The sequence below is a fragment of the Serratia nevei genome (genome assembly GCF_024160145.1).
Classification (GTDB): domain Bacteria; phylum Pseudomonadota; class Gammaproteobacteria; order Enterobacterales; family Enterobacteriaceae; genus Serratia; species Serratia nevei_A.
The window spans coordinates 40,583-55,294 of the sequence record NZ_JAMYWQ010000021.1; the positions used below are offsets into that span (position 1 = coordinate 40,583).

The 14,712-nt window shown below is 49.8% G+C and carries 10 protein-coding genes, 6 tRNA genes and 2 other RNA genes; 14 read left to right on the forward strand and 4 right to left on the reverse strand.

What is annotated here, in order from left to right; translation table 11 throughout:
* Positions 1–21 precede the first annotated feature (21 nt).
* Positions 22–1,209, forward strand: a complete 1,188-nt coding sequence (locus M6G53_RS15490; protein WP_004936373.1) for a NupC/NupG family nucleoside CNT transporter — start codon at positions 22–24, stop codon at positions 1,207–1,209.
* Positions 1,210–1,474: 265 nt separating this feature from the next.
* Here M6G53_RS15490 and M6G53_RS15495 read toward each other — a convergent pair whose 3' ends face one another.
* On the reverse strand, positions 1,475–2,539 hold the full coding sequence (locus M6G53_RS15495) for a hypothetical protein (protein ID WP_253332787.1): 1,065 nt from the start codon (positions 2,537–2,539) through the stop codon (positions 1,475–1,477).
* A gap of 470 nt (positions 2,540–3,009) precedes the next feature.
* Between M6G53_RS15495 and M6G53_RS15500 the strand changes: the two genes are divergently transcribed.
* The 5 genes from M6G53_RS15500 to M6G53_RS15520 all read left to right on the forward strand — a co-directional run bounded on the left by M6G53_RS15500 (position 3,010) and on the right by M6G53_RS15520 (position 9,353).
* Positions 3,010–3,540 carry a fimbrial protein gene (locus tag M6G53_RS15500; protein ID WP_253332789.1) on the forward strand — a complete coding sequence of 177 codons (531 nt, stop codon included), beginning with the start codon at positions 3,010–3,012 and terminating at the stop codon, positions 3,538–3,540.
* A 65-nt stretch (positions 3,541–3,605) separates the two neighbouring features.
* A complete protein-coding gene (locus M6G53_RS15505; RefSeq protein ID WP_253332791.1) occupies positions 3,606–4,289 on the forward strand; it encodes a fimbrial biogenesis chaperone in 684 nt (227 codons plus the stop codon).
* Between the two features lie 22 nt (positions 4,290–4,311).
* Complete coding sequence (locus M6G53_RS15510; RefSeq protein ID WP_253332793.1) at positions 4,312–6,783, forward strand: fimbria/pilus outer membrane usher protein; 2,472 nt, start codon at positions 4,312–4,314, stop codon at positions 6,781–6,783.
* Between the two features lie 372 nt (positions 6,784–7,155).
* Entirely contained in the window at positions 7,156–8,145 is a 990-nt protein-coding gene (locus tag M6G53_RS15515) for a fimbrial protein (RefSeq protein WP_253332794.1), read from the forward strand.
* Between the two features lie 233 nt (positions 8,146–8,378).
* Entirely contained in the window at positions 8,379–9,353 is a 975-nt protein-coding gene (locus M6G53_RS15520; protein WP_253332796.1) for a fimbrial protein, read from the forward strand.
* Positions 9,354–9,478: 125 nt separating this feature from the next.
* Here M6G53_RS15520 and M6G53_RS15525 read toward each other — a convergent pair.
* Both M6G53_RS15525 and M6G53_RS15530 read right to left on the reverse strand, forming a co-directional pair.
* Positions 9,479–9,554: transfer RNA gene (locus M6G53_RS15525), tRNA-Ala, on the reverse strand.
* A gap of 60 nt (positions 9,555–9,614) precedes the next feature.
* Positions 9,615–9,690 (reverse strand) — tRNA-Ala (locus M6G53_RS15530).
* Between the two features lie 308 nt (positions 9,691–9,998).
* Here M6G53_RS15530 and M6G53_RS15535 point away from each other — a divergent pair.
* Positions 9,999–10,784 carry a formate/nitrite transporter family protein gene (locus M6G53_RS15535; RefSeq protein ID WP_253332798.1) on the forward strand — a complete coding sequence of 262 codons (786 nt, stop codon included), beginning with the start codon at positions 9,999–10,001 and terminating at the stop codon, positions 10,782–10,784.
* A gap of 68 nt (positions 10,785–10,852) precedes the next feature.
* Here M6G53_RS15535 and gltX read toward each other — a convergent pair whose 3' ends face one another.
* Positions 10,853–12,268: a glutamate--tRNA ligase gene (gene gltX / locus M6G53_RS15540; protein WP_253332800.1), complete on the reverse strand. Its 1,416-nt coding sequence runs from the start codon at positions 12,266–12,268 to the stop codon at positions 10,853–10,855.
* 294 nt (positions 12,269–12,562) lie between these two features.
* Between gltX and M6G53_RS15545 the strand changes: the two genes are divergently transcribed.
* The 7 genes from M6G53_RS15545 to fepB all read left to right on the forward strand — a co-directional run bounded on the left by M6G53_RS15545 (position 12,563) and on the right by fepB (position 14,543).
* A tRNA-Val gene (locus tag M6G53_RS15545) sits at positions 12,563–12,638 on the forward strand.
* Positions 12,639–12,666: 28 nt separating this feature from the next.
* A tRNA-Val gene (locus M6G53_RS15550) sits at positions 12,667–12,742 on the forward strand.
* Between the two features lie 39 nt (positions 12,743–12,781).
* Positions 12,782–12,857, forward strand: a tRNA-Val gene (locus tag M6G53_RS15555).
* Positions 12,858–12,864: 7 nt separating this feature from the next.
* A tRNA-Lys gene (locus M6G53_RS15560) sits at positions 12,865–12,940 on the forward strand.
* Between the two features lie 74 nt (positions 12,941–13,014).
* A non-coding RNA gene (locus M6G53_RS15565) (RtT sRNA) lies at positions 13,015–13,137 on the forward strand.
* A gap of 75 nt (positions 13,138–13,212) precedes the next feature.
* Positions 13,213–13,336, forward strand: a non-coding RNA gene (locus M6G53_RS15570) — RtT sRNA.
* Between the two features lie 199 nt (positions 13,337–13,535).
* Entirely contained in the window at positions 13,536–14,543 is a 1,008-nt protein-coding gene (gene fepB, locus M6G53_RS15575; RefSeq protein ID WP_253332802.1) for a Fe2+-enterobactin ABC transporter substrate-binding protein, read from the forward strand.
* Positions 14,544–14,712 lie beyond the last annotated feature (169 nt).

A 14,712-nucleotide genomic window follows, 5' to 3' on the forward strand; every position in this document is an offset into this window, starting at 1 on the left:
TGCCTCAAATTTGGAGCAAACATGTCCCATATTGCGCACTTTGCGTTGGCGATAGTGGTGGTGGCGATCCTGGCCCTGTTGGTGTGCCGCGATCGCAAAAGCATCCGCATTCGCTATGTTATTCAACTATTGGTTATCGAAGTACTGCTGGCCTACTTTTTCCTGCATTCGGAAGCGGGTTTGGGCTTCGTAAAAGGATTTGCCGCGCTGTTTGACAAACTGCTCGGGTTTGCGGGACAAGGGACTGATTTCGTATTCGGCGGCATGGGCGATAAAGGCCTGGCGTTCTTCTTCCTGAAGGTGCTGTGCCCGATCGTCTTCATTTCGGCGCTGATCGGTATTCTGCAGTACATCAAGGTGCTGCCGTTCATCATCCGCATTATCGGTACCGTGCTGTCGAAAGTGAACGGCATGGGCAAGCTGGAGTCGTTCAACGCCGTCAGCTCGCTGATCCTGGGCCAATCCGAAAACTTCATCGCCTACAAGGATATCCTGGGCAAGATGTCGGAAAAGCGCATGTACACCATGGCGGCGACCGCGATGTCTACGGTTTCCATGTCGATCGTCGGCGCCTACATGACCATGCTGGACGCCAAGTTCGTGGTGGCGGCGCTGGTGTTGAACATGTTCAGCACCTTTATCGTGCTGTCGCTGGTCAACCCGTACGACACCAATAAAGAAGAAGAGCTGCACCTCGGCAACCTGCACGAGGGCCAGAGCTTCTTCGAAATGTTGGGTGAATATATCCTGGCCGGCTTCAAAGTAGCGATTATCGTTGCCGCGATGCTGATCGGCTTCATCGCCCTGATCGCTGCGCTCAACGGTGTGTTCAGCGCCATCTTCGGCCTGAGCTTCCAGGAAATCCTCGGCTACTTCTTCTATCCGTTCGCCTGGATCATGGGGATTCCTAAACACGAAGCCCTGCAGGTTGGCAGCATCATGGCCACCAAGCTGGTTTCCAACGAGTTCGTGGCAATGATGGAACTGCAGAAAGTGTCGGCCGAACTGTCGCCGCGCAGCCTGGGGATCCTGTCGGTGTTCCTGGTGTCCTTCGCCAACTTCTCTTCCATCGGCATCGTGGCCGGTGCGATCAAGGGCCTGAACGAACACCAGGGCAACGTGGTGTCGCGCTTTGGCCTGAAGCTGGTGTACGGCTCTACGCTGGTCAGCATCCTGTCCGCGTCCATCGCGGGCCTGGTACTGGGCTAAGCCTCGAACCGACTGCGATAACAAGGCGCCTGCGGGCGCCTTTTTTATGCCTGTATCCTGGCCGCCTGCACTGGCGCATGCTGACAGAAAATAAGCATTAGCCACTCGGCTAAACTTCCCCCAACAATAATGCTTCTGCATAAAATGGAATGGTTGTGGCAACAATCTGCGTAGTCAGAACAGGTCGATTTTTGTCCTTACAACAGAACGCTTTTGACACGCCATACGGCGCTGCATTTAACTGCGCGCGCCATAAAACAAACAATCAGTTGATAATCAGCGTTAATAGCGTAGTGATCTCCTCCGCAACAGCAGGTGAGGCATTGTAGTAGGAGTCCACACTTTCAACGACGACTATCTTTTTATTGTCATCACTGACTGTCCAGCATGGAATCACTGACCTGGCATCTTCAGAAGAGACGCCACATGAGCTAATTGAAAATATCGAACTGGACATTACGTCAATTTTACTTCTTGATAAATAAGCATCAATATTTAAATTTCGCGCCAATACCTCTGCCGATTGAGGGAAGTGAACATCCATGCCAACCCTGATAACACGTCCATCGACAGAGGGTATGAGCCATATATTAAACTCATTTTCAGAAATCCATATGGGCTGTGTGAAATGGCCGATGTTGTCTGACAGATAAAAGTCTTTAAAAATCGTTTTAGCCTCGACATCTACGGTCTCGAAAGAACTCATCTCATTGATTTTAAAATCATTTGTAAACTTAACCACGATATCATACAGATGTTTCTTTTCGTCAACAAAAATCACACCGCCTTCAATGCTACCTAATCCACCAATATTTTTATTTCTGAAAACATTCACACTCGTGAAAAATGCCAATTCATCACTAAAATATGAAAATATTTCAGCAACGTTAAGTAAAATAGAATCATAACTCACGAAGACAAATTTATTCTTACAATCAAGGAAAGGCGGTAATACAATTGATTCATCATCACCACAGTTTTTCACTTCATAGGGTAAATTATACAGCTCATACAATTTTATCAGCTGGTTGAGTTCCGCACGCTCAACCACGCGTACCATTCTTTCTTTGCGGCCAAACTCACCGCTAGAAGCCAAAATAAATTTTTCCCATATCCATTGAGACTGGGCCGCAAATCGACTCAGGCGCAGATTATCTTCATGAACGCTTCGCCATAGACAATGGTTGCCCAAAGAGGTCTTGAACTCGTCGTAATTCATCTCATCGAGAAAAAAATCAACGGAGATCCCTTTCCTCGCACAGGCCAAGGCCGTCATCACCGCCGTTACCCCGCCACCACCAACAATTGCGATATTTTTATTTTTTTTCATGGATAACCTCATCCAACGATGGTGAAACAATGACAATAGTTTCATCAAGAAAACAATATCAATGTCAACACATACCCATCACCAACATTAATTAGCACATTAACAATCACAAGATTAATCAGAGGATCAAACTATTAGGATTGCTTAAATTCAGGATACACACTCAGACCAATAGCATAAAAAACTACAATAATAGAATTTTACTCTGAAAAAAGCACTTTTTATGATCTTTACCACTGAATAACTTTTTTTCATATAGACTAAATTTCGTTAACAAATAGCGACCGGAGAAAAATCACCTGACAGCATTAAAAACCAATAAAAGCGAGAATTGCAGTTTTCAAATTCAAACTAACACACATTTATAAGCATCAATCACCTGAAAAAGGGAGTTTTATCGCGTATTCAAGAACCATAGGGACTGATTTAAAAAACTATGATTTACATACAGTTATAAAAGGATAGAAAATATGAAATTACGCATCCAGAGAACCATGCTGTTAGCCGGAGCCTATCTAGTCATATCATCTGCATCATACGCCGCAGACGGTACTATAAACTTTACCGGCACGGTGACAGACCAAACCTGCACGGTTGAGGCGGGCAGCGCCAACCAGACAATCCCAATGGGCAATGTCAGCGCCAAAGCGTTTAGAAGCATTGGCGATACAGCGCTACCGACAAAATTCAATATCGCCTTAGTCAGCTGCCCGGATACGGTCAAAAAAGCGTCTATCAAGTTCGATGGTATTTACGCAGATGGCAACACAACTCTGCTGTCGCTCAATAAAGAAACTAACGCCGCGACAGGCATCGGCGTTGCGCTCTATGAGGCCGATGGCACAACGCAAATCCCAGTGGCGTCATTCTCTAATGCGCAAAGCGTGCAAAAAGACATCAGGAACGTCTTTACTTATGTCGCAAAATATATGTCTACATCCGGCACGGTTACCGTCGGCCCGGCAAATGCCACGACACAATTCAGCATCTCATATAATTAATAAAACTCTCTTATCTGGCCGGTGACAACGCCGGCCAGACAATTAAAATCGCCACGGGTATAACTATGATAAAAAAAAGAAGCTTTTACTTTCTGCTATTATTTTCTTTTTCTTTCAATACTGTCGCCAGCGTAACCCTGGGAGGAACGCGAGTTATTTATGAAGAAAACAGAAAAGAATCGAATATTTCAGTAAGTAATCAAGACAGTAACTCTCCGGTACTCATCCAAACCTGGGCGGAAAATTATCTCCCCGGGGACAACAGTGAAGTCCCATTCATTGTTACTCCGCCATTATTCAGGTTGGAACCGGAACAGGATAATATTATTAGAATCATCCATGCCGGCAAGCTCTTGCCACAGCATGAAGAAACTGTATATTGGCTTAGCGTAAGATCGATACCATCAACGAAAAAAACCAAGGAAAACAAACTACTCATCACCGTACAAAACAGAATAAAAATAATCTACCGGCCCAGCGCCCTGTCAAACAAAGAGGCAAGTGACGCATACAAAAAAATAAAATTCTCACGAGAAAAAAACATGTTGATTGTGAGTAATCCAACGCCGTTTTATGTCTCATTTTATTCTCTCGTTGTTGGCGAAAAAGAGCTTAAGGAAGCCGATATGGTCGCACCAAAAAGTAAAAAACAATGGGCCATACCAAACGGAACACGCAGCTCTGAAATAAAATGGCAAGCCATTAACGACTATGGAGGCGTAACCCAGGAAATAAAAGCATCGTTATAACAACATGTAAAGGGATGCAAAAATGATTATGCCAAGTATCGCCAACAACAAAAAGTCGGTGCTGTTTTTCTGTTTTTTATCCTCACCGGTTGCACTGGCAGAGGACTACTTTGAGCCTTCTGCATTAAACAGAAATTATCAGAAAGTTGCTGACTTATCCCATTTCAACAATCCGAGCGATCAATTGCCTGGTGAGTATTGGGTGGATATCTATTTAAACAACGCTTTTTTTGTTAATCAGAAAGTGGCGTTTTTTCGCGTTGCCGGTGCTTTGCAACCTCGCATCCATCGAAACGATCTTGAAAATTTCGGCATCCAACTTGACGCATTGAAAGTAACGACGAGTGAAAACAGTATAGCCTCTCACCCTATCAATGAGATGATTCCGGGCAGCTATGCAAAATTTGACTTCAATCGCCAAAGATTAGACTTAAACATTCCTCAGGCTTATCTTAAAAACCAGCCGCGGGATTGGGTAAACCCGACGCTTTGGGATGATGGCATAAACGCCTTCCTGATGGATTACAGCTTCAGCGGCACCGAATCATGGCAGCATGGGAATGCAAAGACCGGTGACAATCAATATTTGAACCTGCGCAGCGGTGCAAACTTCGGTGCCTGGCGATTGAGAAACTACTCCACCTACTCAAGCCAAAACAGCACCAAATGGAAAAGCATCAATTCCTATGCTGAGCGAGGGTTTAGAGACAGTAAAAGCACTTTGACCGTGGGTGATAGTTCAACCTCTGGCGACGTCTTTGACAGTTTTCAATTTCGCGGCCTGAAACTCGCGAGCGACCCCTCAATGATCCCTGACAGCCAACGGGGCTTCGCCCCCACGGTGCGAGGCGTCGCGCAAAGCAATGCCGAAGTCATTGTGAAGCAAAATGGCTACATCATTTATCAAACTCATGTGCCCGCAGGAAGTTTTGAAATAACAGATATTTACCCCACCACTTCCAGCGGTGGGCTGCAAGTAATCATCAAGGAGGCAGATGGTTCAGAACGCAGTTTCTTTCAACCCTTTTCCGCAGTGCCCATCATGCTGCGAGAAGGCATGAAAAAAAATGAATTAACGCTAGGCGAGTACCGCACTGCACAACACGATAAATCTAAATATAAATTTCTTCAGCAGTCATTAATTTATGGTCTTAGAGACGATAAAACGCTCTATGGGGGCGCAATCATCTCAGAAAAACACCAGGGAATCTCTTCCGGCATCGGCAGCAGCTTGAAAAAGCTCGGATCATTTTCAGCCGATGTCACCCATACTAAAAGCCGGCTCATTACGGGCACTGCCCGTTCGGGGCAACAATATCGGATCCAGTACGCAAAAAACCTTGAAACCACGGGTACTAACTTCACGCTTGCAGGATATCGATACTCGACATCGGGCTATTTAAACTTTTCTGAATTTAGCGACATGAATACCAACCTTGAGAAAAAGTGGCTTGCGCGTGACATAAAAAGAAGCAAGCTGGTACTCAATATTAACCAACCCATTCGCGATTTCGGTAGTCTCTACCTCAACGGTTATCAACAGAACTACTGGCATAACAGCAGCGTTGAGAAGAATTTTCTGCTTGGGTTCTCAACCAGTCAGCGTGGCATTAGCTACAATCTTGCGTTGAGTTACAATAGCGGCCCTTATACGGATAAACCCGACAAGATTGCCACACTTAACGTTCAGATCCCGCTGAACAAATGGCAATCGAACAGCTGGGCTAACTATACCGCCAGCAAGAACAGCAAGGGCAAGTTCAATCAGCAATTAGGTTTGAGCGGAACGGCCCTGGAAAATAACCAGCTCAGTTATAACGTCTCGGCCTCACAAAGCAGCACCAGATCCGGCCCCTCCGGCAACGGCTCTGCTTACTATCGCGGCGGGTATGGTGAAGTCGGGGCCGGATACAGCTTTGATCAAAATATGCAGCGGGTTAATTACAGCCTACGCGGCGGCGCCATCGTCCATAGCAACGGCATTACATTATCGCAATCGCTGGGTGATACTGTTGCTTTAGTTAAAGTACCCAATGCCCATAATATTGAAGTGATTAACAGTGTCGGCGTCAAAACTGACTCTCGTGGCTATGCGGTAGTACCTTACATCAGCAGTTATCATAAGAATCGGATTTCCTTAAATCCGCAAAGCTTTGGCGATGACATTGAAATAGCAAAGAACAGCAAGATTGTCATCCCGACCAAAGGCGCTGTTGTAACTGCCCACTTTAAATCTAACATCGGCAATAGAATCATCTTAAAGCTGCAACACAATACCGACGCAATCCCATTCGGTGCCGTCGCTACGCTGCAAGGAGAAAATGAAAAGACGGGGATCGTAGGAAATGATAATAGCGTTTATATGAGCGGCATGCCTGACTCAGGAAAGGTGTTGGTTCATTGGGAGGGGAAGCAACGCTGCCAAGGCAGTTATGCTATTACAGCTAAAGAGTCTGAATCAAAAATAAAAATGCTCAATATGATATGTAAATAGCTTTGAATTATCGATAAAAGCACATTGTGTCACATGCAGGATAAAAATCGCAGGATTTTTCCGGCTAATACTCGAGCAGCCCGCAATGAGCTAAACGTCAGGCAACCAAGGCGTGTTTATAATCAAAAAGCATAGCGTAGAGAAACGACATGATGAAAGCAGCCGTGATTATTTACATACTGATGTTCGCATCTGTTCTGTTGATATTATCAAATATAAACACTTACTGGTTTTGTGAGCAATCTTGCAATCCCATTCAAGACAAAAAAAATGCCCCACAAGAGTTCAATAGAGACACCATGTCAGCCGAACCGTTGTTATCTTCATCACTGCATGGTAAACGCTTCATTAGCGGTTGAAAGGGAAAAGACAATGATAGGAAGAAAATTATTAAATAGAGCAAAGTTAATATTGAACGGAAGTATCTCGATTGCTCTGGTTTTTTTATACTCAGAAAAGACTTATGCCGGAGATGAAGACTGTCGGGCAATGTATCATATACCGCCATATATTAGCCAGAGTCCGATCGTTGTTCCGGCAGATGCGCCAAACGGGGCGGTGCTGGGGCAAGGCGAATTCAATTTTTCCGTTAAAGTACTGTCAAATGGCGAAGCGATTCTGGGATACGGCCATTTTGTGGTGCAACCGTTCACCTACCTGACCTCAACCGGTTTTAAACACAATGGTATCCCTGTCTATAAAACCTCTTGGGAAGGCATAGGCATTGCAATGTCATTAAATAATCATGCCGGCATTCCAGAGTTTTCTGGGCCTAATCCAACGCCACCTTATTATATACTTTCGGCCAATTTTAAATACTACCTCGTAAAAATCGGAGATATTAAATCGGGTGTGATGCCGCAGTTTGAGCCATTTCTGATGAACTATGCATGCTTGCGGATTGCCGGCAGAGCATTTAGACTCGGGCATCCAAAGTTTCCCGCTACCAACGTCTCAGTAGAAGGTTGTCGATTAACCACACCAACCAAATACGTCCATTTGGGAGAAGTTAATAAAAAAGATTTCTCCGGCATTGGAAGTACCACTGGCGAAACGCCATTCGATATGACTTTAGAGTGTAACTCAAATACCAAAGTAGACCTGGAAATCAAAGGGCAAACGGTGAGTGGAAACAGCCAGGTATTGGCGATTAATCATACTGACGAAGCGGCCAAAGGCGTCGGATTGCAGATTCTGCGCAACGGCGTTCCATTTGATTTAGGCAACAAAATTAATGCATTAGATACAACGCTGCTCGGACAGAATTCGCTTTCTTTTCTGGCAAGATTTTACCAAACGGAGGCGAACATAACGCCGGGAGACGTGAGTGCCATCGCCCAATTCACCGTTTCATATCGATAGCCCTCTGTGGAACAAGAGGGGCTCCAAGCCACATTGGCGCATAAACGGCGCCTCTGTTCCGTGCGCCCAGTGCTTCAGTATGCAATATCAGTCATATCAAAAATATTCATACAACTAACGCTAGAAAACTACATGATAGCCGAAGGATGAGCGGCCATCGTTTATATAAAAAAATTGATAGATAAAAATAACACTATGCACAGTTCGCGCAATATCTAATAGGAAAAGTGAATATGCCAACGCTATTTAAAACAACAGCTATAGCCAGGATCGCTGGCATCCTGGCCTTATTATTTTCCTTTTCAGCCCAAAGTGAGGGCGATTGCTATGCGATATGGCATCATCCGCTAAAAATCGAGCAATCCGGCATTACCGTCCCGGCAGGCGCTAAGGTCGGCGATCTTATCGGTCGTGGGGAATCTTACTTTTCCGTCAGGCTGTTGGCGAATGCCATACAGTTCTCCTTTGGCGAACCCGGCGATCTGGTGTTGCAAGCCTATACCCACTTGACTGCGACAGCATTACAATACCACGGTATTCCCGTCTATCAGACTGGTTGGCATGGGGTCGGCATTGCTATGTCGCTCAATGACCAGCCGGGGCTTTGGGATATTTATGCGCCGCGTAATACCCCCGTGAACTATGTTGTTGGCGGAAACTTCAAATATTATCTGATCAAGACCGGCGACATACAACCTGGTGCCATGTCTGCATTTTCCCCTTTCTCCTTTAACTATACCTGCTTGAGAGCAACCAACGCCAGACGGCTGGGTGAAACCTATTTTCCTGCCGTCAATATCGCAGTGGAAGGTTGCCGCCTCAGCACGCCGTCGAAACAGGTTTTTCTGGCAAAAATCAACCGGCGAACGCTCTCTGGTATAGGGGGCACGGCGGGAAATACTCCTTTTAACATCGCGATGGACTGCAATGTCAACACTAAAGTCGATCTGGAAATACGCGGTGACATGGCTAATGGCAATCGTCAGGTATTGGCGGTTATCCCATCAAAAGAGGCGGCCACCGGCGTTGGTCTGCAGATACTGCGTAACGGCATTCCCTTTGAGTTGGGGGCTAAAGTAGGCATGCTGAACCAGACGCTGGTAGGTATAAATGAAATCCCGCTCAGCGTGCAATATTATCAAACGGAAGAAAAAGTTACGCCAGGAGAAGTCAATGCCGTGGCGCAGTTCACCGTATCCTATCGCTAGTTTTGGTGAACTGGCGGTATAACTCCTATCTATCGGAAAGCCAGAGTCATTTTTCCAAGCGTCAGGCAAGCATTAGACGCACGCATAAAGCAAAAAGCCGACCCTGAGGTCGGCTTTTTAAATGGTGGTGGAGCTAGACGGGATCGAACCGTCGACCTCTTGCATGCCATGCAAGCGCTCTCCCAGCTGAGCTATAGCCCCACAAAAGTGGTACGCGTTGACCGGCGTTACGGTATTCCCCAACCTCTCTGAGAAGAAGGTTGGTGGAGCTAGACGGGATCGAACCGTCGACCTCTTGCATGCCATGCAAGCGCTCTCCCAGCTGAGCTATAGCCCCGTTCCACAATCACTTTGTGCTGTGAACGGGGCGCATAATATGAAACCCGCTCTAAGCTGTCAACGGCTAAATTGAATTACTGAATCAAGCGTTGAAAAAGCCGCCAAATCAGCATGTTTGGCGCCAAAAAATCATCACTTCGCGCAGAGTTCATCCATTTTGCGCGCTATATCTCAAAATGGCAAAAGACCCTGCATATCACGTTGATTTTTAATTAACGGAATGTTAGCGAAATGCGCTTGAGTCGGACTCCCGAGCGGCATAGACTGCCCGCGCCATAAATTTCATTACTATAAACCGAGTCCGTCATGTCTTTGCATTCACCAAAAGAAATCGCCGCCCTCGCCGTTCAGGCCGGGGTAAACAAAAGCCGCGCCCCTCTCGCTAATCTGTTGATTCTGGGCTTTCTCGCCGGCGCCTTTATCGCCACCGGCTTTCTGCTGGATATTCACGTCATCGGCACCCTGCCGGCCGAATGGGGCTCTTTCGGCGCCCTGTTGGGTGCCGCGGTCTTTCCTATCGGTTTGATCCTGACTATTTTGGCCGGCGGCGAACTGCTGACCGGCAATATGATGACCTTGCCGATGGCCTGGTTCGCCCGCGAAATCCCCGCCATCGCCGTGCTGCGCAATTGGTTTTGGGTCACCCTGGCCAACCTGGCCGGCAGCCTGGCCGTCGCCTATTTCTTCGGTCATCTGCTGGGCCTGACCGAAGGCGCGTTCTTGCATAAGACGCTGGCGATCGCGCAGGCCAAAGTGGATGCGGACTTCCTGCACGCCTTCATTTCCGGCGTCGGCTGCAACTGGCTGGTGTGCCTGGCGGTGTGGTTAGCCTTCGCCAGCAAGGATGTGCCGGGCAAAGTGATCGGCATGTGGTTCCCGGTCATGGCTTTTGTCGCCATCGGCTTCCAGCACGTGGTGGCAAATATGTTCATCATTCCGGCGGCCATCTTTGCCGGCGGCATGGGCTGGGAGCAGTATCTGCCCAATTTCGCCGCGGTATTTCTCGGCAACGCGCTGGGGGGCGCCGGCTTTGTCGGGCTGATGTATTTCCTCGCCTATCGTCCGGGACTGCCGGCCAGCGAGCAAGCCTGACAAGCCGCCATGAAAAAAGCCCCGGGATCGCTCCACGGGGCTTTTTCATTTATGGCGTATCAGCCTAATCAGGCTTGTGCCTCACGCTCGGCGATGTAGGCCAGCGCCATGTCGATGCGCTGCAGAGATCGCTTCTGGCCGATCGCATGCACGGTTACATCCATGCCCGGCGACTGGCCGGCACCGGTCACCGCGACGCGCAGCGGCATGCCGACTTTACCCATGCCGACACCCAGTTCATCCGCCGTGCCCTGAATGGCGTCGTGCACGTTTTCCGGCGTCCAGACGGTGATGGCGGCCAGCTTGGCGCGCACCGCTTCCAGCGGTTGACGCGCCACCGGGCGCAGGTGTTTCTTGGCCGCGTCGGCGTCGAACTCGCTAAAGTCTTCATAGAAGTAACGGCAAGACTCCGCCATCTCTTTCAGCGTTTTGCAACGTTCACCCAGCAGCTTGACGATGTCCTTCAGCTCTGGGCCATTGCGGGTTTCAAGGCCCAGTTGCTCAACGTGCCACGCCAGATGCACCGCCACTTCTTCCGCCGGCATATGGTTGATGTAGTGGTGGTTCAGCCACTGCAGCTTCTCGGTATTGAACGCGCTGGCGGATTTGTTGATCGCTTCCAGCGTGAAGAACTCTTTCATCTCCTCGATGGAGAAGATCTCCTGATCGCCGTGGGACCAGCCCAGACGCACCAGGTAGTTCAGCAGCGCCTGCGGCAGATAGCCGTCGTCGCGGTACTGCATAACGCCCACCGCACCGTGGCGCTTGGACAGCTTTTTGCCGTCGTCGCCGAGGATCATCGACACGTGCGCGTATTCCGGCACCGGCGCGCCCAGCGCTTTGAGAATGTTGATCTGGCGCGGGGTGTTGTTGATGTGGTCTTCGCCGCGGATCACATGGGTGATTTCCATGTCCCAGTCATCGACGACGACGCAGAAGTTATAGGTTGGCGAACCGTCGGTGCGGCGGATGATCAGATCGTCCAGCTCCTGGTTGCTGAATTCGATCGGGCCGCGAATCTTGTCGTCGAAGATCACCGAACCTTCCTGCGGGTTGCGGAAGCGCACCACGTGCGGCTCGTCGTCGGCGTGGCTGCACTGGCTGTCGCGGCAGTGGCCGTCGTAACGCGGCTTCTCGCCGTTTTCCATCTGCTTCTCGCGCAGCGCTTCCAGGCGTTCCTTGGAGCAATAGCATTTATAGGCGGTGCCCTGTTCCAGCATCTCGTCGATGACCGCGTTGTAGCGATCGAAACGCTTGGTCTGGAAATACGGGCCTTCATCCCAATCCAGGTTCAACCAGTTCATGCCATCCATAATTGCGTCGATCGCGTCCTGGGTGGAGCGTTCCAGATCAGTATCTTCGATACGCAGAACGAACTCACCGCCCGCATGGCGGCTGAACAACCAGGAATACAGTGCGGTACGCGCGCCGCCGACGTGAAGATAGCCGGTCGGGCTCGGTGCAAAACGGGTTTTGATTTTCATTGGGTTCACTGCCTTATTACGCAACGCGTGTCGGCGGTTGCCGACGATTGCTCGGAATTGAAAAAAGAGTGGACGACATTGTATCACCACGCGCTAATTCCTCAACGCCGACACGATATTGCACCGGCCGATTTCGCGCGTTTTGCGGCGAGTTCCGCATAACGTTGCGCAAAGAATCAGCGCCGTTGGCGATAATTATCGCGCCCTGCCTAAATTTGCGGCGAACGATTGAAATCATTTTAAAAACCGTTGACTCACTTTGAACTATCCCTATAATGCGACTCCAACAAGACGGGGCGATTAGCTCAGTTGGTAGAGCATCTCCTTTACACGGAGGGGGTCGGCGGTTCGAGCCCGTCATCGCCCACCATCTTGTTGAGAAAAATGAGAACGAATGAGGGTGATTAGCTCAGTTGGTAGAGCATCTCCTTTACACGGAGGGGGTCGGCGGTTCGAGCCCGTCATCACCCACCATCATTCTCTCGTTTAGCAGTAACCTGGAAGTCCTGAAGTGGGTGATTAGCTCAGTTGGTAGAGCATCTCCTTTACACGGAGGGGGTCGGCGGTTCGAGCCCGTCATCACCCACCACTTCTGCGGGTCGTTAGCTCAGTTGGTAGAGCAGTTGACTTTTAATCAATTGGTCGCAGGTTCGAATCCTGCACGACCCACCAATTCAGAAAAAAGCGCCTTTTGGCGCTTTTTTCGCATCTGCACGCCAGAACCCGACTTTATCTTCTCGCCGACATAATTTACCGAGTCGTGCCGGATGAGAACCTTAGAGGTTCGAGCATCGCGCAGCGATACGACAACGCGCAGCGTTGCCCGCAGGGTGAGGCCACAGGCCGAATCAATCCTGCACGACCCACCCATTCAGAGAAAAGCGCCTTTTGGCGCTTTTTTCGTTTCTGCGCCACCTAAACCCGACTTAATCTTCTTGCCGACAGAGTTCACCGAGTCGTGCAGGATGAAGAACCGTAGAGGTTCGAGCATCGCGCAGCGATACGACAACGCGCAGCGTTGCCCGCAGGGTGAGGCCACAGGCCGAATCAATCCTGCACGACCCACCCATTCAGAAAAAAGCGCCTTTTGGCGCTTTTTTCGCATCTGCCGTTCGCCTCCCCTTTCTTCTTTATTCATTCGCCACTTGCTGAGATACGAATGGTTATCATTTTGGCGGCTTGAATGGTAAATTAACGGGCATCCACCACACAGCCAATCCGCCGCCGGATTGATACGCCTTAGTTCAAGGAAAGAAAGAGCCCGCTCATGATCCTATCCTTACGCCAGCTGTTCATTGCATTTATCGCTACTTCCAGCCTGCTGCTCAGCGGCTGCGGCCCGGACGACAAGAGTGACGGGCAGAAACCGTCCGCCCCCTCAGCCGACAGCAGTTGGCCACGCACCATCGACAGCGCCAAAGGGAAATTTACGCTGGAAAAACCGCCGCAGCGCATCGTGTCCACCAGCGTCACCATCACCGGCACGCTGCTGGCTATCGACGCCCCGGTAGTCGCCAGCGCCGCCACCAGCCCGAATCCCCTGGTGGCCGATGAACAAGGCTTCTTTACCCAGTGGAGCGAAGTGGCCAAACAGCGCCACGTCGAACGGCTGTATCAGGTGGAACCTAATGCCGAAGCCGTCGCCGCCGCCGCGCCGGATTTGATCGTCGTCGCTGCAACCGGCGGTGATTCGGCATTGAAACTGTACGATCAGCTGTCGGCCATTGCGCCGACGCTGGTGCTCGACTATGGCGACAAAAGCTGGCAGCAGCTGGCCAGCGAGCTCGGTGAGATCACCGGCCATGAAACCGGCGCCGAACAGGCGGAAGCGCGTTTCGAACAGCGCGTAGAGCAAGTGAAACAGGCGATCGCGCTGCCGCCGCAGCCGACTACCCCGCTGGTGTATGCCGACAACGGCCGCGAAGCCATGCTGTGGACGCCGGGTTCCGCCCAAGGCAAACTGCTGACCCAGCTCGGCTTCCAACTGGCCACCCCGCCGGAAAGCGCCAAAGGCAACGCCAGCATGGGCAAACGCCATGACATCATCCAGATCTCCGGCGAAAAAATGGCCGAGGGCCTGAACGGCAAAACGCTGATCCTGTTCGCCACCAATGAGCGCAAAGTGCAAGAGCTGCTGGCCAACCCGTTCCTCAAACATCTGGAGCCGGTGGAGCAGCGGCACGTCTACGCGGTGGGTAACGACACCTTCCGTCTTGATTACTACAGCGCCACCAACATGCTGAACCAAATCGAACGGCTGTTCAAAAAGCCCTGAACCCCGTCGTCGGCAGGTTAACCTCCTGCCGATGTTTGCCGTAAACGGGGCAACCGTTCACATTCAATCAATTGAAATATCAATAGTTATTAACATCGTCAGCGCATCTGCGCCACCAACCGGCGGGTGCATGCGGGCGTAAACTCGTGCTACTATTGGCGCCCCGCAT